The 23,585-nt window shown below is 51.7% G+C and carries 23 protein-coding genes; 18 read left to right on the top strand and 5 right to left on the bottom strand.

The window, feature by feature from the left end; genetic code table 11:
• Positions 1 to 59 precede the first annotated feature (59 nt).
• Both PV433_RS17960 and PV433_RS17955 read left to right on the top strand, forming a co-directional pair.
• Positions 60 to 1,319 carry a Glu/Leu/Phe/Val family dehydrogenase gene (locus tag PV433_RS17960; protein ID WP_379213335.1) on the top strand — a complete coding sequence of 420 codons (1,260 nt, stop codon included), beginning with the start codon at positions 60 to 62 and terminating at the stop codon, positions 1,317 to 1,319.
• A 109-nt stretch (positions 1,320 to 1,428) separates the two neighbouring features.
• Positions 1,429 to 2,262, top strand: coding sequence for a hypothetical protein (locus PV433_RS17955; RefSeq protein WP_332073432.1), 834 nt, complete (start codon positions 1,429 to 1,431; stop codon positions 2,260 to 2,262).
• 118 nt (positions 2,263 to 2,380) lie between these two features.
• On the opposite strand, the gene PV433_RS17950 is transcribed toward PV433_RS17955, so the two are convergent.
• Entirely contained in the window at positions 2,381 to 2,902 is a 522-nt protein-coding gene (locus PV433_RS17950; protein WP_332073431.1) for a hypothetical protein, read from the bottom strand.
• A gap of 501 nt (positions 2,903 to 3,403) precedes the next feature.
• Between PV433_RS17950 and PV433_RS17945 the strand changes: the two genes are divergently transcribed.
• The 4 genes from PV433_RS17945 (at position 3,404) to rlmD (ending at position 7,255) form a co-directional block, all read left to right on the top strand.
• Positions 3,404 to 3,694: a YerC/YecD family TrpR-related protein gene (locus PV433_RS17945; protein ID WP_138880059.1), complete on the top strand. Its 291-nt coding sequence runs from the start codon at positions 3,404 to 3,406 to the stop codon at positions 3,692 to 3,694.
• A 167-nt stretch (positions 3,695 to 3,861) separates the two neighbouring features.
• A complete protein-coding gene (locus tag PV433_RS17940) occupies positions 3,862 to 4,650 on the top strand; it encodes a sirohydrochlorin chelatase (protein ID WP_332073461.1) in 789 nt (262 codons plus the stop codon).
• Positions 4,651 to 4,743: 93 nt separating this feature from the next.
• Positions 4,744 to 5,652 (top strand): diacylglycerol kinase, encoded by a 909-nt coding sequence (locus PV433_RS17935; protein WP_332073429.1) that lies wholly within the window; start codon positions 4,744 to 4,746, stop codon positions 5,650 to 5,652.
• A gap of 22 nt (positions 5,653 to 5,674) precedes the next feature.
• Positions 5,675 to 7,255 (top strand): 23S rRNA (uracil(1939)-C(5))-methyltransferase RlmD, encoded by a 1,581-nt coding sequence (rlmD, locus tag PV433_RS17930; protein ID WP_442951540.1) that lies wholly within the window; start codon positions 5,675 to 5,677, stop codon positions 7,253 to 7,255.
• Between the two features lie 7 nt (positions 7,256 to 7,262).
• Here the strand turns inward: rlmD and PV433_RS17925 are convergent, their stop codons facing one another.
• On the bottom strand, positions 7,263 to 8,798 hold the full coding sequence (locus tag PV433_RS17925) for a recombinase family protein (protein ID WP_332073427.1): 1,536 nt from the start codon (positions 8,796 to 8,798) through the stop codon (positions 7,263 to 7,265).
• Complete coding sequence (locus tag PV433_RS17920; RefSeq protein ID WP_332073426.1) at positions 8,798 to 8,950, bottom strand: hypothetical protein; 153 nt, start codon at positions 8,948 to 8,950, stop codon at positions 8,798 to 8,800. The genes PV433_RS17925 and PV433_RS17920 overlap by 1 nt, the downstream gene beginning before the upstream one ends.
• A 123-nt stretch (positions 8,951 to 9,073) precedes the next feature.
• On the opposite strand from PV433_RS17920, the gene PV433_RS17915 reads away from it, so the two are divergent.
• The 3 genes from PV433_RS17915 (at position 9,074) to PV433_RS17905 (ending at position 10,742) form a co-directional block, all read left to right on the top strand.
• Positions 9,074 to 9,382, top strand: a complete 309-nt coding sequence (locus PV433_RS17915) for a MazG nucleotide pyrophosphohydrolase domain-containing protein (RefSeq protein ID WP_332073425.1) — start codon at positions 9,074 to 9,076, stop codon at positions 9,380 to 9,382.
• 185 nt (positions 9,383 to 9,567) lie between these two features.
• Entirely contained in the window at positions 9,568 to 9,858 is a 291-nt protein-coding gene (locus PV433_RS17910) for a transposase (RefSeq protein WP_332073424.1), read from the top strand.
• 23 nt (positions 9,859 to 9,881) lie between these two features.
• A complete protein-coding gene (locus tag PV433_RS17905; protein WP_332073459.1) occupies positions 9,882 to 10,742 on the top strand; it encodes an IS3 family transposase in 861 nt (286 codons plus the stop codon).
• Between the two features lie 472 nt (positions 10,743 to 11,214).
• On the opposite strand, the gene PV433_RS17900 is transcribed toward PV433_RS17905, so the two are convergent.
• Together PV433_RS17900 and PV433_RS17895 are read right to left on the bottom strand one after the other, a co-directional pair.
• Complete coding sequence (locus PV433_RS17900; protein WP_332073423.1) at positions 11,215 to 11,454, bottom strand: hypothetical protein; 240 nt, start codon at positions 11,452 to 11,454, stop codon at positions 11,215 to 11,217.
• Positions 11,447 to 11,650 carry a helix-turn-helix domain-containing protein gene (locus PV433_RS17895; protein ID WP_332073422.1) on the bottom strand — a complete coding sequence of 68 codons (204 nt, stop codon included), beginning with the start codon at positions 11,648 to 11,650 and terminating at the stop codon, positions 11,447 to 11,449. Before PV433_RS17895 ends, PV433_RS17900 begins: the two co-directional genes overlap by 8 nt.
• A 405-nt stretch (positions 11,651 to 12,055) precedes the next feature.
• On the opposite strand from PV433_RS17895, the gene PV433_RS17890 reads away from it, so the two are divergent.
• The 9 genes from PV433_RS17890 to PV433_RS17850 all read left to right on the top strand — a co-directional run bounded on the left by PV433_RS17890 (position 12,056) and on the right by PV433_RS17850 (position 23,575).
• Positions 12,056 to 12,937 carry an aminoglycoside 6-adenylyltransferase gene (locus PV433_RS17890; protein WP_332073421.1) on the top strand — a complete coding sequence of 294 codons (882 nt, stop codon included), beginning with the start codon at positions 12,056 to 12,058 and terminating at the stop codon, positions 12,935 to 12,937.
• A gap of 468 nt (positions 12,938 to 13,405) precedes the next feature.
• Complete coding sequence (locus PV433_RS17885) at positions 13,406 to 13,552, top strand: hypothetical protein (RefSeq protein WP_332073420.1); 147 nt, start codon at positions 13,406 to 13,408, stop codon at positions 13,550 to 13,552.
• Complete coding sequence (locus PV433_RS17880) at positions 13,549 to 14,616, top strand: Gfo/Idh/MocA family protein (protein WP_332073419.1); 1,068 nt, start codon at positions 13,549 to 13,551, stop codon at positions 14,614 to 14,616. The genes PV433_RS17885 and PV433_RS17880 overlap by 4 nt, the downstream gene beginning before the upstream one ends.
• 408 nt (positions 14,617 to 15,024) lie before the next feature.
• Entirely contained in the window at positions 15,025 to 15,693 is a 669-nt protein-coding gene (locus PV433_RS17875) for a GntR family transcriptional regulator (protein ID WP_332073418.1), read from the top strand.
• A 157-nt stretch (positions 15,694 to 15,850) separates the two neighbouring features.
• A complete protein-coding gene (menC, locus tag PV433_RS17870; RefSeq protein ID WP_332073417.1) occupies positions 15,851 to 16,963 on the top strand; it encodes an o-succinylbenzoate synthase in 1,113 nt (370 codons plus the stop codon).
• Between the two features lie 33 nt (positions 16,964 to 16,996).
• Positions 16,997 to 18,121 (top strand): M20 family metallopeptidase, encoded by a 1,125-nt coding sequence (locus PV433_RS17865; RefSeq protein ID WP_332073416.1) that lies wholly within the window; start codon positions 16,997 to 16,999, stop codon positions 18,119 to 18,121.
• A 69-nt stretch (positions 18,122 to 18,190) separates the two neighbouring features.
• Positions 18,191 to 19,474 carry a hypothetical protein gene (locus tag PV433_RS17860; protein WP_332073415.1) on the top strand — a complete coding sequence of 428 codons (1,284 nt, stop codon included), beginning with the start codon at positions 18,191 to 18,193 and terminating at the stop codon, positions 19,472 to 19,474.
• Positions 19,475 to 19,739: 265 nt separating this feature from the next.
• Positions 19,740 to 21,173, top strand: coding sequence for a hypothetical protein (locus PV433_RS17855; RefSeq protein WP_332073414.1), 1,434 nt, complete (start codon positions 19,740 to 19,742; stop codon positions 21,171 to 21,173).
• A 53-nt stretch (positions 21,174 to 21,226) separates the two neighbouring features.
• Complete coding sequence (locus PV433_RS17850) at positions 21,227 to 23,575, top strand: AraC family transcriptional regulator (RefSeq protein ID WP_332073413.1); 2,349 nt, start codon at positions 21,227 to 21,229, stop codon at positions 23,573 to 23,575.
• Positions 23,576 to 23,585: the final 10 nt, after the last annotated feature.

Genomic DNA, 23,585 nt, shown 5'->3' with positions numbered 1-23,585 from the left:
TTCATAACCAATAATATAGAAACCAGGTGAAACCGATGAGCGGAAACAAACGGATTTTGATGGGAGCCGGCCGACCAGCGCTCAGCAACGACGTATTGGGGTCAACGCAAACTGTCATTCATGAAGCATTGGAACGTCTCGGTTATGGAGAAAGCTACTACGAACTGCTGAAGGAGCCGCTGCGGCTGCTGACCGTGCGCATTCCCGTACGGATGGACGACGGACAGGTGAAAGTATTCACCGGCTACCGCGCCCAGCATACCGATGCGGTCGGACCGACCAAGGGGGGAATCCGGTTCCACCCGAACGTCACGGCCGAGGAAGTATCCGCCCTGTCGCTCTGGATGACGCTGAAATGCGGCATCTTCGATCTGCCGTACGGCGGAGGAAAAGGCGGCATCATCTGCGATCCGCGCACGATGTCGCTTGGCGAAGTGGAGCGTCTGGCTCGCGGCTATGTCCGGGCGATCAGCCAGATCGTAGGTCCCAACAAAGATATTCCTGCTCCTGATGTATATACGAACGCGCAGATTATGGCGTGGATGCTCGACGAATACGGCATTATCCGCGAGCACGACTCCCCGGGCTTTATTACGGGCAAGCCGATCGTGCTTGGAGGGTCGCAAGGCCGGGAGAAAGCGACGTCGCTCGGCGTAGCGATCTCGATCCGCGAAGCGGCGGCCGCTCAAGGGATGGCGATCAAAGGACTGAAAGTATGTATCCAGGGCTTCGGCAACGTCGGCAGCCATCTGGCGGAAATTCTCGACCAATGGGGCGCTGTCGTAGTAGGCATCAGCGATGTGCATGGCGGCATCTATGACGAGAAGGGGCTGGATATCCCGTACTTGCTGGACCGTCGCGATTCGTTCGGCAGTGTCACCAATTTGTTCAGCAAGCGGCTGAGCAACGCCGAATTCCTGACCCAGTCATGCGATGTGCTTGTTCCGGCGGCGCTGGAAAACCAGATCACGATGGAGAACGTCGATTCCATCCGGGCCAAAATGATTGTCGAAGCCGCCAACGGTCCGACTTCGATGGAAGCGTCGGAGAAGCTGCACGAACAAGGCGTGCTCGTCGTGCCGGACGTGCTGGCTAACGCCGGCGGCGTAACCGTCTCGTATTTCGAATGGGTACAGAACAATCAGGGCTACTACTGGCCGGAGGAAGAAGTGAACACCAAGCTGGAGAGCAAAATGGTCGAAGCGGTCCAGAAGGTGCTGAGCATGGCGAAAAGCCGGAATATTACGCCGCGACTGGCGGCCTATATGGTCGGTGTGCAAAAGTACGCCGAAGCCAGCCGGATTCGGGGCTGGGTATAAGTCGGACTACAATGGAATAACGGATGCATCCAGGGCTTCGCATACGCAGATCACATCTGCAAGGGCGAAGTCCTTTTTCATTGAATTCGAATCGGAGGAGGAAATCACGATGAGCGAGCTTCAGGTGCCTACCTGGTATTACCAGCATTACGACGCCGACTTTGCAAGGGACGTTCCGGCGGAGGCGTTCGGAGGATGGAACAAGACGATGCTGCCGATCGCCTGCGAACGGACGGCGCTGGTCGTCATGCATGCGTGGGATTGCGGGACGAGGGAGCAGTTCCCCGGTTGGCACCGGGTCGTCGAGTACATTCCGCGCTCTTACGACATCTGCGGTAACGTGCTGCCGGGCCTGCTGGAGGCGGCTAGAGCGTCGGGGCTTACGGTGTATCATGTCGTGAGGCCGGGCGGAACGTATTTCCGCGACTATCCGGGCTACCGGAGGGCGGATCAATTGGCCGGACCTGAGGTGCCGAGGAAAAGAGAAGTGCAGCGCGACGAAGTGCTCGATCGTCTGGCCCGCTTCCGGAGCCAGTCCGTGTTTCCCGGGGAGCATAACCAGCCGGATATTACGGCAGGCCAGCGGTGCATGGACTTTCCGCAGCCGGTCAAACCCGCCGGCGACGAAGGCGTTGCCGAATCGTCCGCGCAGTTGCACGCGTTATGCCTAGAAGACGGGATCAATCATCTGATCTACACCGGTTTCGCGATTAACGGCTGTCTGGTCAGCTCTCCGGGCGGGATGATCGATATGCAGCGGGAAGGTTATATGTGCTCCGCCGTCCGCCAAGCGGTTACCGCGATCGAGAACAAGGAGACGGCACGAGCCGAGACGGCGAAGGAGATCGCGCTGTGGCAGGTTGCGCTGCTGTACGGATTCGTCTACGATGCCGACGATCTGACCGGCGCGCTGCGCAGCCGGACGGTGGAGCGGCCGTCATAGTTCGCGGGGGATGATGCAATCCTCAGACCCTCAACCTTCTGCCCGCGACCCAAGACTCCGCCAACAAAATCGCCCGTCCGCCACCGTGCATGCACGGCGGCGAACGGGCATCTGCCGATTAACGGCGGCCGCGTCTGCGGCGTCTCGAACCGGAGCCGGGGGCGTAGAGCACCGGCCGCGGTCCGGATCTTTTCTTGCCCTTCCGGCGGCGCTTGCGGCGGCGGGGCCGTTTTTTCCAACCTTCGAATTCGTCGTCAACCTCGGTCGTTTTCGCTTTGCCGGGCATCATGTTCATTAGCAGCTTAATCATCGGCTGCATCTGCTGAATATTGCTGACGATTTTCTGAACTTTGCCTATGCTGGACATAATGCCATCGATTCCTCCCAGCCGGTCGACGACGGATTTAATATCCTTGAAGTTGAAGTTGCCGAGCAGACCGGAAGCTCCCGAGGCGGGTGCCGCATTCGTAACCGTAGGCAGCTGCTGCAGCTGTTGAAGCTGTTGTCCGTAAGGGACGGGGGCATAACCGAACTCTCCGTTAAAGCCGCCCGCTCCCGCTCCCGGATAAGCGCCCACATTACGCGTGTCCCTGAAGCTGCTGCGATGGTCGTGCCAACCTGGCCATTGTTGTTGATTCACGCGGGTCTCATTCCTTTCGCAGAAGATGGTTATGTACTACTGTATGTGGTAGGCGAATGTTTGGATTGGACGAATGCCCGGTTTATGGCGGCGAGTTCGGGGGCCTGCCCGCTTGTGCGCGGATTTTGGCGGCCGGGAGCGCCCTTTTTATGAGGGATCAGCAGGAACGAAAACCAAACAAACCTCCATACCCGCCGGCGACCCGGGCATGAAGGTTTATCTGTCAGTAGCTTCGATTACTTCGTTAAACCGTGATCGTCCGCTGCATGACCGCGAATCCGGCGAGCGGCGCTCAGGCAAAGTGTCCGGCGGCCCCAAGCCCTGATCAGCCGAGGGAGCGATCTCCCATCAGATCCCGCGAGGCGACTGCCGAGAGGGGAGGGACGCGGCTTTATCCCTGTAACGCATAAAAATTTTAACGTTATGCAAACGTAAAGGAAGGAAATGCAGTTCCGATGTCGAAACAGGTAAGCAAGACAGGAAATAGGGGTTGATGGAAAAGTGCAGTTGAAGAAGCTGAACGATAAAACGATCGACCAGCTGTTTGAGGCGGTTTTGACGTTAAAAACAGTGGAAGAATGCTATATTTTTTTCGACGATCTGTGCACGGTGAATGAGATTCAGTCGTTGTCGCAGCGGCTGGAGGTCGCCCGCATGCTGGGCAAAGGCAGCACCTATAACCAGATCGAAGCGGAGACGGGCGCAAGCACGGCGACGATATCCCGCGTTAAGCGCTGCCTCAATTACGGGAACGACGGCTACAAGATGGCGCTGGAGCGGCTGGGCCGTTAATCTTTTTGCTGCTGCCGTTAGAGGTTTCCGCTATACCGGTAGTATCCGAATCCTTCTCCTTCAGGAGCGGGATTTTTGCGTTACCGAAGGGCGTTCATGGGCAGATTGACTTTCCATGACGGTTTCGTTAGCATGAAGTTGATATGGGGGCGGAGTGGGTGTCGCGTATGTCGGATACGAGCAAGGCAGGCGTCCTGGTCATCAGTCACGGTTCGCGAAGCCCGGTATGGGTGGAGAGGGTGGACCGGGCGGTGGCGGATGTCGGATGGACCGGAGCGGTACCGGTTGTCTCTTCGTTTCTGGAGATTGTGGAGGGCCGGCTTATTCAGGACGGGATCGATACCCTGGAAGCGCAGGGCGTTACCGATCTGATCGTCATACCGCTATTCGTCTCGTACGGGAGCACGCATGTGGACGAGATTCGCTGGGCTCTGGGCGATTTGCCCCGGCCATCCTCGGAGACCGATCTGCAGCCTTTTCGTCTGAACGCCCGGGTGTGGGTATGTCCTCCGCTGGATGACGACCCGGTGGTCGCTGAGATTATGTATGAACATATACGGGACTTGTCGGTTCGTCCGGAACGGGAAGCGGTTCTGCTGATCGGACATGGCAGCGGGCTGTCTTATTTTTATAAGAGGTGGAAGCGCGGCATGGAGCGGGTGGCGGCCGATCTGAAGGAGCTGGGAGGCTTTGCAGAGGTGCGGAGCGCCTTGCTGCTGCCGGATGAGACGGCGGACGTGCTGCACAGCTGGAAGCGGGAAATGCCGGAGCGGGACGTGATTGCGGCTCCGCTGTTTTTGAGTGAAGGCTACTTTACAGAGCGGGTCATCCCGGACAGGCTGGGAGGCCGCGGCTGCCGGTACAACGGACGAGCCCTGCTGCCGCATCGTGGAATCTCCCACTGGATGGAGCGGCAAATCGCCGAGATGATGGACAAGGCGGGTTTGCGGGTGTGACGCTCGTGGGCTCCGTATAAGGAACGGCTGGAATGAAGCATAAGAACGACTTTGATCATAGAACGATATAACGGAAAATGGGGGAATGGGTCAATGGCCAAACGTGCCAGACTGATCTACAACCCGACGTCCGGTCGGGAAGAGATGAAGCGAAGGCTGCCCGAAATCTTGCAGCGGCTGGAGAGAGGCGGACTGGAGACGTCCACCCACGCTACGATCGGAGAAGGGGACGCAGCTATTGCCGCGGCGGAGGCGGTGGAGCGCGGGTTCGACGTCGTGATCGCCGCAGGCGGGGACGGCACGCTGTATGAGGTGATCAACGGCATGGCCGAGAAGCCGAACCGGCCGCCGCTCGGCATCTTGCCGCTCGGTACGACGAACGATTTCGCGCGGGCGCTCGGGATTCCGAAAAATTGGGAGTTTGCGGTCGATCTGATCTTGCAGCAGCATACCCGGAATATCGATGTCGGCCGGGTGAACAAGCGGTATTTCATCAATATCGCGGGTGGCGGCTCGATGACCGAGCTGACCTACGAGGTGCCGAGCAAGCTGAAGACGGTGATCGGACAGCTCGCGTATTATATGAAGGGACTCGAGAAGCTGCCCCGGCTTCGTCCGACCGAGCTGTGCTTCCGCTGGGAGGATCAGATCGTCCACGAGGAAGTGATGATGTTCCTGATCTGCAACAGCAACTCAGTCGGCGGCTTCGAGAAGCTCGCTCCGGAGGCGAGCCTGAGCGACGGGTTGCTGGACGTGTTTATTTTGCGCAAATGCAATCTGGCGGAATTCATCCGCATCGTCTCGGCGGCGCTGCGCGGCGAGCATATGAACGATCCGCATCTGATTTATTTCCAGACGCAGAGCATTCAGGTGACGTCGCCCGACTACGTGCAGCTGAACCTGGACGGGGAGTTTGGCGGTACGCTGCCTTGTACGATTTCGGTGCTTCCGGATCATCTGCAAATTTTCGTCGACGAGTCCGGCAATTCGACATACAAATAAGTCAGGTTGGAGTGAACGTCTAGTGGCAAAAGGAACAGGCCGGGGCGGCCGATCGAAACGAAGCGGCGCGTCCGGCGGGCGGGGAAGAAACGGTGCACCGTCCGCAAAAGCGCAGGCTGTGGCCAAGGATACGGCCAAGGCGCCGGTGACGCTGCAGGAAACGTATATCGCCGATTGTATCGGGATCGGGCACGAAGGGGAAGGGGTAAGCCGGGTGAACGGCTTTACCCTTTTTGTTCATGGAGCGCTGCCGGGAGAGAAGGTCAAGGTACGGGTGACCGGGCTGAAGAAGCAGTACGGGTTCGCCGAGCTGCTTGAGGTCGTGGAGCCGAGCCCGGACCGTATCCAGGCGCCTTGTCCGGTCTATGCGGAGTGCGGCGGCTGTCAGCTCCAGCATCTCGATTATGCGGCTCAGCTGCGGCTGAAGCGGCGAATGGTCGCCGACAATCTCGAGCGGATCGGGAAAATCCGCGTGGCCGGGTATGACGCGGCAGGCGGAGATGGGGCTGAAGCCGGAGCCGGTGCTGATGCCGGTTCGCTGGGGAGCGGTGAAGCGGAGGACGGCGGGGTTGTCGTTCATCCGACGATCGGGATGGACGAGCCGTGGCAGTATCGCAACAAGGTGCAGGTGCCGGTCGGGGAGCAGGAGGGCGGGCTTGTCGCCGGCTTTTATGCGGGCGGCAGCCACCGGATCATCGATGCGGAGCGATGCCTGATCCGCAGCGAAGACGCCGACGGGATCGTGCAGGCGGTCAAGAGCGCCGCCCGCGAGCTTGGCATACCGGCGTATAACGCCGAGAAGCGCGAGGGCGTGCTGCGCCATGTGATAATTAAGTCCGGCTACCGCACCGGCGAGACGATGATCGTTCTGGTTACGGCGGGGCCGGAGCTGCCGCATGGACCGGAGCTGGCGGAGCGGATCGCACAGACCTTGCCCGGCGTGGAGAGCGTGTGCCACAACGTCAACGACGGTGCGCCGGGCAGCGTCATGGGCCCGCGCACGAACGTGCTGTGGGGACGCGACCGGATCTACGATGCGATCGGCGACATCCGGTTCGCGATCTCCGCGCACTCGTTCTACCAGGTCAACCCGCTGCAAACCGAGGCTTTGTACCGCAAAGCGCTCGACTATGCCGGGTTGACCGGCAGCGAGACCGTGATCGACGCCTATTGCGGCGTCGGCACGATCTCGTTGTTTCTCGCGCGGCGCGCGAAGCGGGTGTACGGCGTCGAGATCGTCCCCGAAGCCGTCGAAGACGCCCGCCGCAACGCGGAGATGAACGGCTTGGCGAACGCGGAATTCACGGTCGGCAAGGCCGAGGACGTGCTCCCCTCATGGCGGGAGCAGGGCATCCGCGCCGACGTCATCGTCGTCGACCCGCCGCGCAAAGGCTGCGATGCCGCCTTGCTCGAGACGATCGTCGCGATGCGCCCGCAGCGCGTCGTCTACGTCTCGTGCAACCCCTCGACGCTCGCGCGCGACCTGCGCGTGCTCGAGGATGGCGGCTTCCGCACCGTCGAGGTGCAGCCGGTGGATATGTTTCCTTGGACGGCGCATGTGGAGGTTACAGTGAGACTTGAAAGAAAAGATACAGTCCAATAAACTGTACCTAATTTGAGGGGAGAGGGGCGGAGAGATTATAGTGAATCTTAATCTTTCCTCCCTCGAATACTTCGATTTTGTGGATGAGCCTTTGTAGAACTTGCTTCATGACCTGTTCATCGTCAATGTCAAGGTTCGTGAAGCGTTCTACTTCATTCCTAAAGGCTTGTAGTTGTTCGTTGAGGTCTTTCTTGGCATCTAGTGATGATTGTAATTCAGCTTTCTTATTTGCTAGTTCTTGTTGTTGTTGAGTAATACGCTCATTTTGTTGTTTGAATTGCTCCGTAAAGATAGCCCCTTCAAGGTGAAGACCCAATAGTCTGTCAAAGCGTTTGTCAAGTTGGGCTAACTCTCTGTCAAGTCGCTTTAGTTCTTTTGTGGTAGAGGATTGTAATGCCTTCGCTTTTTCCTCCGCTAATCCGTAAAGATGCTCTATCTTTACCCTGTCCTGTATCAACGCTTTTAGGTCATTCTTTACGGTCTGTAACAGGACTTGTTCCTCAATAATATGGGAGGAACAGTAGGAGGATGTAAATTTCACATAGCCGCCGCATACATACGCCCCATTGCGTCTATCAGGTTTGAAGTGCATACCGCTTCCGCAATCAGGGCATTTCACGATATAGGAAAACAGACTTTCCTTGCCGTTGCTCTTATGTTTGCCTTTCTTTTTCATGAGTTCCTGAACAGCGTTATAATCATCATCTGAGACGATAGCAGGGTGGGAGTTCTCAATGACAATTTGCTTCTCATTTTCTACATCTCGTCTTATCTTGTAGAGTTCAGACTCGGCTAGAGTCCCTGTAGTTTCTTCCCGATGGAATACGAGTTTGCCTGTATAAACAGGATTGTTAAGGATACCTTTGATAGAGTTTTGATGCCATTTTGTTCCTGCATTTGCCGCCCCTGTTGTGGCTCTTGGTGTAGGAATACCTCTTTGCATGAATAGGTTACAAATTTTGAACATCCCCCTACCTTCATGCAAATACAGTCTGAAAATCTCTCTTACGATGGAAGCGGCTGTCTCGTCAATCTCTAGCTTTTTAGTGACTGGATTTACAGCATAACCGTAAGGCGGTAAGGATACTCTACGTTTCCCTTGTTTAGCACTAGAGCGTAAGCCAAGTTTAATCCGTTCAGAGAGTTTGGCATTTTCTTCCTCGGCTAAAATAGCCTTTAGATTAAACATAAACCTGCTGTTGCTCGTTTCAGTGTCATAGTTATCTTCGGGCAAGATTAGCCGAACAGGTATTCTTTCGAGTTGGTCAGCCATTTCCATACTATTTCGTGGATTCCGTCCAAGACGTGAAACAGACTTTGCGATAATCACATCGAACTTCTTCTTTTTAGCGTCCTCTACCATCTGTAAAATCTCAGAACGGTTTCTTATACCTGCACCGCTTATTCCATTGTCAATGTACCGTGCAACCACTGTAAAGCCTTGTTCCCTCGCTATGCTTTCAGCTAGGGCAATTTGATTTTGTAGACTGTTCTGTTGTTCTTCTCTTCTCGTACTGACACGAGCATAGATAGCACATTTCATTATTCCGCCACTCCTTCCGAATCAGAAGGAATGACATTTGCTCTATCATCATCGTACTGATTGACTTTAATACTGTCAAATTGGTGACTCAGAATGGAGGATAAAATGTCCTCAAGGCTTGCTGTTCCTATAAATGTACGCTCTACTTGCATTGTTAACTTCCCCCTCTCGGGCTAACCATCGTTGCAAGGTGGGGGATAGTTGTGATGAAAATATCTACATAATATGGAAAAGACTTTATGATACATATAGTTTAGGTAAATGGAGGGCAAGGAATGAAGGAGAGTATGTCGTTAAAGGCTCTTCAGGCCTACATCAAGCAAAAAGATTTTCATCCGGAACATAGACAAGCTTATTTCTTTAAGTTAGTAGAAGAGGTGGGGGAACTTTCAGAGGTAATTCGTAAGGATTTACGAATGGATGAAAGTCAGAATATTAAGGGTACTATTGAAGAAGAACTTTATGATGTTCTTTATTACACTATTACTTTGGCTAATCTATATGATATTGATTTAGAACAATGTCACTATCTTAAGGATGAACTTAATCTTAAGAAGTACGGTTCTAATAGTGCTAAAAGCTAAACCAATTGTCATTTCCCCACCCCTTCGGGGTGGGTTACTGTCTTCTAGTGGTCGCTCCGCTTCGCTCCGCTTCGCTTCGCTCGGGGCTGTCGCCCTGATTTTCAGATGGAGTGCTACGATAAAAATGCAGTCGAAAAACACCCTCGTATGAAATAAAATGAAAGGTAACGAGGGAGCAAACGACAATGAATAAGTACGACAAAGCATTCAAAGAGGAAGCAGTACGGTTGAGCGATGAGGTTGGGCCCAAGAAAGCGGCCGAGCAGTTAGGCGTAGCCTACTACACCTTGCAGGAATGGAGAAAACGAAGAACCCTGCACGGTGACGGAGCGCATATCGGGAGCGGACGCGCTTACGCGTCTGCTGACAAGACTGCGCGTGAAATCGAATTAGAAAGAGAAATAGGTGAGTTGCGCCGCGCGAATGAAATTCTCAAGGACGCACTCGGTTTTTTCGCAAAAGACCGGAAGCGGTAAAGGCATGCCAGCTCTACGCTTACATCCGTGAACGACGGGATGGATGGACCGTCAAGGAGATGTGCAAAGTACTTGCAGTCAGCGAATCGGGCTATTACCGTAGCTTGAAGCCCACACCCAAACAAGAGCGGCAGCAACGCCTTCTGGTCAAAATCAAAGACATCATCGGAGCGCATGAAGACAACAGTAATTACGGCGTCCAGCGTATCGTGCTGGCGCTGGCGCAAATAGAGATTCCGGTCAGCTACAGCACCGTCTATCGCATCATGAAGCAGCACGGACTGCTGAAGAAGCCCAGGCGTCATCCGAACGGCATTACACGCGAGGACGCCACTGCACACAAGAGCGAGAACCTAATTCGAAGAGACTTCAAGTCTTCAGCCCCCAACAAGAAGTGGCTATCGGATATCACCGAAGTCCCTTGTTCGGATGGCAAACTGTATCTGTCCGCGGTAATGGATTGTTTCAACGGAGAGATCGTCGGCATTGCCATGGACGACAACATGCGCAAGGAGCTCTGCATCGAAGCTTTTGAGAACGCCTGTAAAGCAAGAAAGGCTCGCAGCATGATCTATCACAGCGATCGAGGCAGCCAATTCACGAGCCATGCTTTCCGGAAAAGTCTGGCTAAACGTGGTGCCGTTCAAAGCATGAGCGGCACGGGGCGCTGCTATGATAACGCGAGGATTGAAAGCTTTTTTGCTACGCTGAAGAAAGAAAAGCTGTACAAGATCCGCACAGAGCAATATCCGATGGCTTATATAAAATCGGTCATCTTCAGGTACATCATGGTTTACTACAACAGGCGGCGGGTCTACACCTCGAATCCAGGGGGATGGCCCCCAGCTATTTATCGCGAAAGAATGCTGTCTCAAGCTGCGTAGAAACGGAATTTCTGCATGAGTGTGTTTTCAAACTGCACTTTTCTTGACAACTCCAAGATTACTATTTATTTTGGAAACACAGGTGGGTAAGGAAACATTATTCCCCCTAGTGGGGTGGGGGAAGGAAAACACATGTGGGTTTAGGTTTCCTACATGACATCTGACGTGCTCAGGTACGGCTTTACCACGTGCATGATAAACATGCTCTGTCATGAATCCCTCGCCTTTGGGCGACCGTGACGGGGCTACAAATGATTGTAGTATCTGAGGATGAAGCACAACTTCAAAATAAACTACCTATCCATCTAACGGAGCAACACCTACTTGTGAACGCAGGGGCATTTTTTTACGTGTTCTTCTGCGACCACGTGTAATGCTACATGTGAAGTTTTCTCCATAATATTAATCGTTACAATTAGCAAATAAGTTTCGTTGTTGCCCCCACCAACTAAAGTGGGGGCTTCTTCGCTTTCTACTGAGATGTAGGAAAGAGGGAAACGACATCAAATCCCTTTTCACGTAATACATCAATAAGGTGGGATTCTTCTACCACATAAGGATATTTGCCGTATCCTCGCTCATTGTAGGGGATTCTTTGAACCTGTAATTGACCAGTTTTAACCCATTGATAAACAGAGTCTTCAGATACAAACCGACCACGGTTGGAAGCCGACAGCTTCCGGGCGATAGTTGCCAAAGTGTAATTAGCCACGTTGTATTCCTCCAATTCGATTTTGTCGTTTCCTTGCATAGTTCATCACTTCATCAGGCTCAAGCCGCCATAGACTTCCCACCTTTAACGCCGCTAGTTCGTTGTCGTGAATCTTGCGGTAAAGCGTTCGTGGTGACAAGTTTAGGAAGTATGCCGCTTCTTCAAGAGTCAGCAGTCTGTCACTCTTAATGACCATGTTCTTCTCACCCCCTCGTATTTCATGATAAGGAGGGGGTGTCATGCTTTAACATGAACATGGTAACGATGTCTTAAGTAGACTTACAGAAGCCTCATGAATCTGTAAATAACGGGAGAAAACGAAAGTAACCTTTTCACGCTTTGTAATGGTAGGAACTGGGGATTTTGGGGTGGAAGATTAGAATGGAATTTTGAGAATTAGGTTATAAAATTGAACTCATTAAATTACAGGGGGAGTATTTTGGAAAAAAATTTTCACGGAGCAAACAAGGGTAAACTTTATTGAGCAAATAAGTTGCCTTACACTAGGCACTGGGGTATACCTATCTGAGAAGATGCAAGTAAAAATATCCCAGTTATGCTATGCTATGTTTAGTATGTTTGAAGATTTGGAGGGGAATACATGAGAACTGAAAAAGAAATGTTTGATTTAATACTTGGGGTTGCTCAAAAGGATGAACGAATCCGTGCTGTATACATTAATGGTTCACGTACCAATCCTAACGCTTCCAAGGATATTTTTCAGGATTATGATATTGTTTACGTAGTAACTGAAACTTCATCTTTTATAAAAGACGAGACATGGGTAAATGTATTTGGTGAATTGCTTATGATTCAAGAACCTGATAAAAATAACCAGTCTATGGGTATAGATATGGATTTTACTCGGTCTTACGCATATTTAATGCTATTTACAGATGGAAATCGTATAGACCTTCAAATAGAAACTAAAGTAGCTATGCTTGAAGGATATGTTAGTGATAAATTGACAGTTCCTCTATTAGATAAGGATAACTGCCTGCCAATCATTCCTGCCCCCACGGATATCGACTATCATGTAAAAAAGCCTACGGAGCAATTGTTTTTGGGTTCTTGTAATAATTTTTGGTGGTGCCTGCAAAATGTTGCTAAAGGAATTTGGCGTGATGAATTACCTTATGCGAATCAAATGTTTGAGCATGTCATCAGACCTCACTTGGATGAGATGATTTCATGGTGGGTGGGCACCAAAAATGATTTTCAAGTTTCTACAGGGAAAATGGGAAAATACATGAAAAAGTATCTTCCCGAATCATATTGGGAAATGTATAAGGCTACTTATTCGGATAGCAACTATGAGAATATGTGGAACTCGGTATTCACAGCTTGTGAATTGTTTAGGATTCTAGCAAAAGATGTTGCCGAGTATTTTCAATATACTTACAATGTTAAAGATGATACCAATATGACTAAGTATCTTAAGCATGTTAGGGTATTGCCTATTAATGCAAAAGGTATTTATTGAATGTCATTGAGCAAATGCCATTCCTTCGATTAAGTACATTTGTACTCCCTGTCACCTCGTCACATGTGGAGTGTTGTGTGTCGCTTGCATGTAATAAATAGCATTTACAGAGCAGCCGGATACAACGAATTTGAACATTTAGTTGTTCATCTACAACAAGGATCAAACTGGGCCATTTATTTATTGATAGCTCACTTTTATCTATTAGTTTGGTGGGTTTTGTTCTTTGTCAAAAGGAGAAATTAAAATAACATTGAGTTGATCTCACAAGCTTAGAAACGGTAAAAGAAACGCTGAAAAAGTGTTATTTATAAATAAGTCAATAAGTCCGACATCGGTTGTGGACATCGACTTTTTCCTTTCCAATATGTATACAAATATGTATACTGAACATCGAAATCGAAACGCTCCAGGCACCTTTATGCCAAAGGGAACTTTGCGGGCGAATTAGCGAAGGGGAGACTTGCGATGATAATCAAGCAAGTAGAGTTTAGAAGACTGTTTGTACTGCTGAAGGCGTCGTTCGAAACTAGGCACGATATGCCCGCTACGTTGCACGGCATTATTGCCAAAACGCTTCTTCCATGGAAGGAAGGGGTGGCAACGAAGCTGTGAAACAAAAGTTGAATGTCGGATATGTCGGCTGCGGGGTAATGGGCCAAGTATATTTGCAGGCGGCACAATCGATTCCGTGTATTCATTCCGTCGCGGTAGCGGATGCGGTAGAGGACAGCGTCAAGAAAGCGGCGGAGACGTTCGGCATCCCCGCCGTCTATACGGATGCGGAGGCGATGTTCGCCGATCCGAACATCGATGCCGTGGTTTTGGCGCTGCCGGCCATCGCGCGAACCGAGCTTGCGGTCCAGGCTTTTCGCGCCGGCAAGCATGTGCTGACCGAGAAGCCGGTGGCCCGCAATTCCGACGAGGTCCGCAGACTCATCCGAGAAAAAGGCAGCCTGATCGCGGGATGCGCTTCCTCCAGAACCAGGCTGCTCGATTCTGCAGCGGTAGTGGCGGATACACTCGCGCAAGGGAAGCTCGGCACGCTTCGGATTATGCGCTGCCGCTGGCATACGAGCGCCAAGCCCAAGCCGGAAGTGATGCCGCCGTTATGGCGTTTCTCCAAGAATGTTAATGGCGGAGGCAACCTGGCCAATCTCGGTACGTATATGCTCGACTATTTCCTTGGCATTAATGGGTGGGGGCTCGAACCGGACACGATCCTAGCCCGAACGTGGACGATCGCGGATTCGTTCGCCGACCGCGTGCCTGCAGGCTCGGACGGTGAAACGTTGACCTCCGCGCTGATCAGCTTCAAGAACGGCCCGGTGCTGATGATCGAACAAGGCGAACATTACGTCGGAGATCGGATTCATGAGTGCCAACTGATCGGTACGGATGGTACTTTGACATTTTCAGTCGTGCCGTCGAATTCCCGTGTCGTGCTGAATCAATACGCGGACGGAGGCATAACCGAGCGGGTGCTGTGGGAAGGACAGGAAAGCTTCAACACGGCCCACCGACGGGTATTTGCAGACTTTGCCGAAGCCGTACTGGAAGGACGTCAGCCGAGCACGAGCTTGGAGCAAGCACTTATCGTGCAGAACATTATCGACGGCATATATGAATCGGCGGAGCGAGGGGAAGCGGTGCGTCTCGATTCGTCTTGCTATGGGTGAAGCCCGACCGTTCGGAGAGGGATAATCTAGAAATTCGAGTATATTGTGACGTCTGCAAAATAAAATCATGATCGGCACATGCACAGCGGTAGATTCACAGCGGGAGATTAATTGCCGTCTAAGGCGGTGCACGTATCACGGTTCGGCTTAAACACGTGATACAAGCAACTGACGCTGGGAATATAATCATCATGAGTGAATAAGAGCGGACTTTCGTTCGAGTTCGATGAACTCGAACGGAGGTCTGCTTTGCATTTGTACAACAACGAGATGAAAAGCGGGCCTGAGATTGACGAGGTGACTTTTTCAACTTAAAATGTAAAAAAACAATATTGTACACAAAGCCTATACGGATCAAACAACACGGTGTTCAGACAGACCTTAGCTGGATAAAGGAGCGATTGGAGATTGGAGCAGACAAAACGCAGAAAAGCAAGCGATGCTATATATACCGAGATTAAGCGAAAAATCATAGAATTCGAATATGAGCCGAACGAACACCTTAGTGAGGAGCTGTTGGCCAAATCGCTGGAGGTAAGCCGTACGCCGCTGCGCGAAGCGTTTCACAGACTGGAGCTAGAGAAGCTAGTTACGAAGCTGCCTACCGGACGAATCGTAGTTGCGAAACTGACGATCGCCGAAGCGGAGGAGTTGTTTCAGGTAAGAGCTGTTCTGGAAGGACTGCTGACCCGGCATGCGACTCGGAATATGAACGACATGATCCTAGAAAAGCTGGAGGAAGTGATGCAGCATATGGAAGCCGCTGCCAGTTCCCAACAGCATGTCGAAGTTGTGCGCCTCGGGAGCGCGTTCCACAACTTGCTTTACCAGTTATCGCAGATTGAAACGGCAAGCGGTTTCCTGGAGCAGCTCAAAAGCCGGATTGAACGATATAGACGAATCGGAGGATACAGGCACCCGCATTATACGGCCAACCTTCCGGTCGAGGAGCACCGGACAATATTGACCTATGTTCGTTCAGGTGACGCCGATGGAGCCGAGCGTGCGATGGTGGCTCATGTCAGCAGAAGCCTGGAAATGGTAAAAGAAACGCTGCAAATGTATTTTATAAAATAAGTAAGTTTGTCAGACATCGGTTGTGGATGTCGACTTTTTTCTTCCATAATTGTATACAAAGATGTATACTGAATATCGAGATGAAAACGCACGCTTCAGGAACCCTTTGATACAAAGGGTTCCTGAAGCGTGCGAAATAGCGAAGGGGAGACTTGCGATGAAAATCGAGCAAGTAGAGCTTAGAAGACTGCATGTACCGTTGAAGGCGCCTTTCGAAACAAGCTTTGGCCGGTTTACGTTCCGGGATTGCATCCTCGTCGGCGTATCGAGCGAAGGGGAGACAGGTTACGCGGAAAGCGTTGCCATGCCGACTCCCTACTATAATGAAGAGATGACCGATACCGTCATCTATTTACTAAAGCATTTTCTCATTCCGCAATTGGTTGGCCAGCACATTGATAAACCGGAGCAAACGGCAGAGCTGTTCGCATCGGTTCGCCGCAACTATATGGCCATATCCGCACTGGAAGGAGCGGTGTGGGATTTGTTATGCAAGGCGCAGGGCATCTCGTTGTCCGCTGCGCTGGGCGGAACGCGCTCGGAAATCGATGTCGGCGTAAGCATCGGAATCGAATCATCAGTCGATCACGTTTTGCGCAATGTCACGCGTTTTTTGGAGGAAGGGTATAAAAAAATCAAAGTGAAAATTAAGCCGGGCTTCGATATTGAGCTGATCGATGCGATCCGGACTCGATTCGGGGCTGACGTTCCGTTGATGGCGGATGCCAATTCGGCCTACACGCTTGAGCACATTCCGTTGTTAAAGCAATTAGACCAATACGGCTTAATGATGATTGAACAGCCGCTTGCCCACGACGACATCGTTGATCATGCGACGCTGCAGCGTGAGCTTTCTACGCCGATCTGTCTGGACGAAAGCATACACTCCGTTGAAGATGCGCGCAAAGCGATCGAACTGGGCAGCTGCCGGATTATTAACTTAAAGATTGGCCGAGTAGGAGGACTGACGCATACGAAAAACATTCACGACCTATGCGCGCGGCATGGCATTCCCGTCTGGTGCGGCGGCATGTTCGAGATGGGAGTTGGACGCGCGCACAATATCGCCATCGCATCGATGCCCAACTTTACGATTCCCGGAGACACATCTACATCCAAACGTCATTTCGAGGAAGATATCGTTGAGCCGGCGGTCGATTTTAGCAAACCGGGAACACTCGCGGTACCGACAAAGCCGGGCATCGGTTACGATCTGAATCGGAAAGCGGTGGAGAAGTATACCGTTAGCAAGGAAATTTTTAAGCCATGAGTTCAAATTTATTCCATGTTGGGAGTGTTTGAGATGGATCCCGTTTGGGGCTATTTGCAAGCAAATCGAAGTGACATCGAGGTGGATCTGGAGCGTTTGGTCAAAGCGGAATCGCCGTCGCTCGACAAACGGCTGTCGGACCTGTGTGGGGAAGAACTTAAGAAATTGTTCCGGGATCGTCTCGGGCTCGAAGCAGTCATGTTTCCACAGACGGTCGTTGGCGACAATATGCGGTTTACATATGGAGAAGGCGATTCGCAACTGCTCATTCTCTCCCATTTCGATACGGTATGGCAAGCTGGCCGTCTAACGTATCGGGTTGAAGGCAACAGGGCTTACGGGCCCGGTATTTTGGATATGAAGGGCGGAATCGTACAGTCGATATGGGCGGTGAAAGCGCTGAAAGAATCCGGGTTGATGCCTGCTAAGAAAATTGTGTTTTTATGCACGAGCGACGAGGAGATTGGCAGCAACTACTCTCGGGAACTGATCGAGCAGGAATCGAAGAGAAGCGAAGCCGTGCTTGTTCCCGAACCGTCAATCGCTCGAACGGGAGCACTGAAGACGTCGCGTAAAAGCATGAGCAGATATTTTATTCGTATACGTGGTAAAGCCGCCCATTCCGGCAATCATCATGAGGACGGGATAAGCGCGTTGGAAGAAATGGCGCGTCAGATCGTCTATTTGCACTCGCTGACCGATTATTCCAAAGGAACGACGATCAACGTTGGAGTTGCCGGCGGCGGAACGTGCTACAATGTAGTGGCTGAGCTTGCGGAGCTGGATGTCGACGTGCGCACTGTTAACTATGAAGAGGCGGAACGGATCTATAAGCTGATGATGGGCCTCTCGCCTGTCTTGCCCGGGATACAGTTGCAAGTGGAAGGGGGCATCACCCGACCTCCGATGGAACGGACTGCGCATACAGAGAGACTGTTCCAGCTGGCCGCACAATGCGGGGCGGAACTTGGACTATCGCTGAAGGAAGGCTCCGCCGGCGGCGGGAGCGACGGCAATTTTGCAGCGGCTCTCGGCATCCCGACGTTGGACGGCTTGGGCGCTGTCGGAGAAGGGCCCCACGCCGAATATGAGCATGTAGAGCTCGATGGGCTGCCGGTCCGGGCCGCATTGCTCGCCAAACTGTTGACCCGTCTGTAACGATCGTGGGATGGAGAAGAAGGGTCAATCGATAACATCCGGAATAGGGATGAGTGAAAAGGTGATTTTATGATATACTGCGGAATGAAGGAAGTAGTCATCACACCTTCTCCAGGCAGCGTTATGCCCGGATATTTTAAGGAGCGGCGGCTGACTGCACTAAAAGACGACTTATACGTGAAAGCGCTTGCGATAGAATCGGACGGAGCCGTTGTCGTTTTTGTCGTCATTGATGCTTTGTTCATACTTAGCCGTGAGGTGGAGCTTATTCGGGAACGGATTCGCCGGACAGTGAACATCCCGCCGGAACGTATTCTCGTATCCGCAACACATACGCATACCGGGCCTCCGATCTGGCCCGGTTTGGATGATGCGTATTTGGCTCGTCTTGCGGAACAAGCCGCGGACACGGCGATCGACGCGTACAGGAACCGCCGTCCCGCCCGCATTGGCTTCGGTAGCGGAAGCGAGAATGAAATCGCCTTTAATCGCCGGTTTTGGATGGCGGACGGCACGGTCCGTACAAACCCGGGTTTTGTTCATCCCGAGACGGTCCGCCCCACCGGACCGGTCGATCCGGAGGTGCTTGTAGTCCGGATCGACGACGAGCACGGTCAGCCGATCGGCGTATTGACGAACTTTGCCTGCCATCCCGATACCGTGGGAGGGACTGAGGCTTGCGCCGATTATCCCGGAGAGCTGAGCCGAACGCTGAAACAATTATTAGGTCGTGATGTGGTCAGTTTGTTCATCCAAGGCGCGAGCGGGAATATTAACCATTGCGATTATACAAAGCCGAAGGCGGTCGCCCCGGACCACTATCGAAAGATGGGGCGAATATTGGCTGGAGAAGTAATGAAGGTACGAGAGAAAATACGACTTTCGGAAGATTATGATGAGTCGGTTCCGATCGAAGCGGTAAACAGTCTGTTCTCAGTCGAGCTGCGCAAGCCGACGGCGCTAGAGGTGGAGAAGGCGAGAGATTCGCTCGCTTCTCCAACTGCAACGGAAATGGAACGCCATTTGGCCGTCCGTTTGCTGCAAGTGCTGGATAATCCCGAGAGTATGGCTCGGATGGAGGTCCAGGTCGTTCGCATCGGCCAGCTTGTGGTGATCGGCTTACCTGGCGAAATTTTCTCCGAGTTCGGGCTGCAGCTCAAACGCGAATCCGGTTTCAAACATACGATCATCAACACACTGTGTAACGGAACGAATACGGGCTATGTTTGTACACGCGAGGCGTATGACCAAGGCGGATACGAGCCGACGCTGCGTAATTTAAGCCGGAATACGCCGGAGACTGGAGAGCTTTTTGTGCAGCAAGTCCAGAAGTTGCTGCTTAAGCTGGCATAGGCTTTAGCCGTGTCGGCGTATTAAAGTCTTTCCTGCCGTCAAGGCGGGAAAGACTTTGTATTTGCAGTAAACGAGGGAGACGGTAGGCGCATCGAATTGTAAGCGTTTATAAATTGTTGTTCTTAAATCGGGAGTGGAACCTATGAACCGATATGTAAGAGCTGTCGGCGTTGCGCTGACTAGCATCATGCTCACATCATGCTCAGTCATTTGCAGTATGGACGCTAAACGGCAGTCAAATAAAAGTCAGGCAAATGGTGAACGAATGTCGCTGACATGGCTCATTCCAGGGGTTGCGGATATCCAGCTTCCGAGTGAAGAAAACGATTTTGTTTTACGCACGATCGAGAGCAAGTTTCAGGTCGACTTAACTCTGAATATATCTACCTTCGATTACGTCAATAAGCAAAACGCAATGCTCGCTTTCTCGCCACCGGACATGTGGTACGACAAAACTAGCGACGGCGGCCAGCAATATGCGAGGGACGGGCTGCTAGCCGATATGTCCCCGTTAATCAACAGCGATACGATGCCGAACTATTTAAAGTATTGGGTCAGCAATGACCAGTTGATGGCATACGGCATTCTGGAAGGGAAATTCGTACGAGCTCCGATTCCGTACGATCGAATGTCGTACCGTGCGTATTATATTCGGCGCGATTGGCTGAACCGGCTTGGCTTGTCAATTCCCGACTCTTACGAGGAGTATTTGAACGTTCTGCGAGCGTTCCGCAATGACGACCCCGATGGTAACGGCAAAAAGGATACGTACGGATTCTCTCTCTCCGCCGGTGGAAATTCTATCGGGTTCGATTGGCCGGAATATGTCAAAAACGGCTTTCCGTACGGCGGCCATGTCGGGTACGGTCGATGGATCGAAAGCGGGTTAAGCCTGGAGATGGGACACGTCATTGACGATATAAGGCATGTGCTGAATGAAGATTTGATCGATCCGGACTGGTTTCTGAATCGAGGGACGCAGCATATCGAAAAGGCGATCCAAGGGAAAATAGGTATCCTATTGCAATCTTCGCTCGAAGCCGTACTCGATTCCAACTCCAATGGCCTGCAACAGCGAACCCGGCAGCTAAATCCAAACGCGGTCTGGGTTCCGTTCACGATGTTTCCCGGGAAGCCGCTGCGAAGTGAACCGAGCCCGGGCAGTCCGTTTTTATTCGCAAAAACGACAGCTGAGCAAAACCCGGAGAAGGCGAAAAAATCGATTCAAATACTGGATTGGCTAGCAGGAGAAGAAGGTTTCCTGCTGACGCACTACGGCTTGGAGGGAACGCATTATACGCGTGATGGCAACCAAATTATGCTCATTCGCAATAGCTTAAATGACGACGACAAGCTGGACTTTTTGCGGATATGGAGTTTTTTTACGCCTAATACGCCGGATCTGCTCGGACTGACGGTTGTAGACCCGCTGGAGACGGATCGCGATAAAGAGATCAAATCGATTTTGCGGTCTTTACCGCTGCTCCCGAATATAGGAACCCCGTTAATCGCTCCTCCCGCATTCGATCTTGTCGATTTCCGAAACCGGCAGCAGCAATTTTTAATTAAAGCATTGTTAGAAGACAAATCCAGTGCGAACTGGGCGCAATATTTGCACGATATTTTATACAAGTACAAGGGCATGGAATTGAACAAGACGTATGAGGAACAGATTCGGTCCGCAGGAATGATCAAATAGCCCATCTTCGGTTTAAGTTGTTGATGCAATATTTTTTGTGGAGGAGGGGGCCGATGAACAACCGATGGAGACGATGGCGGCAGCCGCTATATCGATTTACATTTAAAAGGAAACTGCTGCTCTACTTGCTTCTTTTGGGGGTCCTCCCGGTTTTTGTAGTCGGGTCGATTGCATCCGGGTTTATGACGAAAAATATTCAGGACGAAGTCAACAACAATCATCGTATTATATTGCGCCATCTGGGTGAGCAAATAGACGATATGCTGCTCGGATTCGATCGGACGATCGTGCAGCTTGCCGGCTCCCGGGCAATCCAGCAATCGCTGATAAACGGAATGGGGGCCGACCAGCTGCAGTTGTCGCAGAGCATGATCGATACGATGATGGGGGCGCTGGCGCATGAGCAGATCCCGCTGAAAATGTCATTGTACTATACGCGTTACAGTGCGATGTATTCCACGCAACACGGAATAGTACGGGATATCGACTATCCCTATAGCGCGATCGTTCGCGCGGCACAAGTGGCATATGGCGGTTCATTTTATATTTCTCCGAATACATACCCGAATGTGGAGGATATGTTTTTTGTACGGGCCGTTCCGCTTCATTCAACGGATCCGCTTGGCTTTCTGATCGCTCAGCTGAACAAAGACGGCCTTCGTCAGTTTCTGGACAAATTGGAATTGGGCGAGGGCCGGAAGGTGATGATCGTTGACGATAAAGGCGAGATTGTGGCGAAACAGCACGTACCCGGTGTTGGAGAGCGGCTGCAGCGGGCGGGTGAGTTATACCCGTTCTGGGAAGGGGGCCAGCCTTATACCGGTACGATCAAGATCGACTCCGTATCGTATAATGTAACGACAATTCCGTCATTGGTGATGGACTGGACTTTTATTGCGCTTACCCCGGTATCTGAGCTGTCGGCGAAAGCGAACAACATTTTGCTTCTGACCCGTACGATCATCGTCGGTATACTTCTCGTATGGACGATCGCGGCTGCCATCGTCTCCAGAAGTTTATATCGTCCCATTCAACTGCTAGCGGAGAAGTTCTCGTCCGCTTCCCAAGGGAAGGATAAGGACATACTGCGGGTGCTCGACACGATGATGGAAAGCATGAAGAATCGCAACGAGCGGCTTCAACTGGAATTGAACGACCATAAGCCATACAGGAAAGAGCTGATTTTGCAGCATTTGTTGATTGGCGCCACAACGCGCGAGGAGACGAATATTGCAGCGAAAGAGTTTGAACTGTTTATGGAAGAACGGTGGTTTTATATTGCCGTGGCGCAGTTCGAGCATGAACCATTTTTTGCTATGACGGGGACCGACAAAGAACGTGCCCAATATATGCGGAAGCTTTACCGATTTGCGGAACGATCGTGCGAATCGTTGGAAAACCAGGCATATGCCGTTGCAATGCCCGGTCATGTCGCGATGTTGTTTGGCGTTCCCGAGCTGGGTGGCAAGCTATTTACCGACTTTTTGGAGATCTGCGACAACGTTCGAACGTTTGCGAGCACCACTTTACAAGTTCCGGTTTCTGTCGCGGTGAGCAATCCCCGTTACACCTGTTCCGGCATTTCCGAATGTTATCAGGAGGCGGTCGGATTCCTAAAATACAGGTGGACGTTAGGTTACCGGACGACGATCAACTCTTCCTTCTTAGCACGGTCGGAGCCCAAATCGCTTCGCATGCTGGCCAGATGGAAAACGTCGGTAGTAATAAGTCTTATGCAAAACGACGTAGCTGGGGCGACGGAGCATTTATCCCGCCTGGTTGAGTCGCTTCCGGACTCCTTGCGTCAATCGGATGCGGCTGCGGGTGTATTTTCGATGATTGCATCTGAAATCGGCCAGTCCTTGAAGGAACGGGGGGACGAAATAGATGAACTGTTCGAATACGATATATCGGAGTATATTTGCCGGCTGCGAACCCGCGAGGAAATGATGGAGTGGTTCGAGAAAGAACTGTTTCCGACCGTTGCCTCGTGCTTAACCGAGCTCCCTGCCGAAGGGCGGCGTACTGTTATGCCTACCGTATTGGCGTATATACATGCCCATTACGAATCCGATATTTCTCTGCAAAGGCTGGCAGATATCGGGCAAGTTTCAACGACGTCGCTCAGCCGTATGTTCAAGGAAGAAATGGGTATCAATTATTTGGAATATGTGATCCATTTGCGGATGAATAAGGCCAAGGAATGGCTCGCCGATACGGAGCTGTCGATCAATGAAATTGCTCAAAGGTTGCAGTATACAACCGTCCAAAACTTTAATCGGATATTCAAACAGACGACCGGCGTTACGCCGGGAATGTTTCGAAAGCTAGCGGGGGAGGCGACCGGCAAAAACTTAACGCCGGACGACTCGCCTTCGCGACGCCGGTCAAAAACCATATAATCAAACGAAG

It is taken from the genome of Paenibacillus sp. GYB004 (assembly GCF_036577605.1).
Lineage (GTDB): Bacteria > Bacillota > Bacilli > Paenibacillales > NBRC-103111 > Paenibacillus_AB > Paenibacillus_AB oceani.
This window is presented reverse-complemented; position numbering and strand designations above follow the sequence as displayed.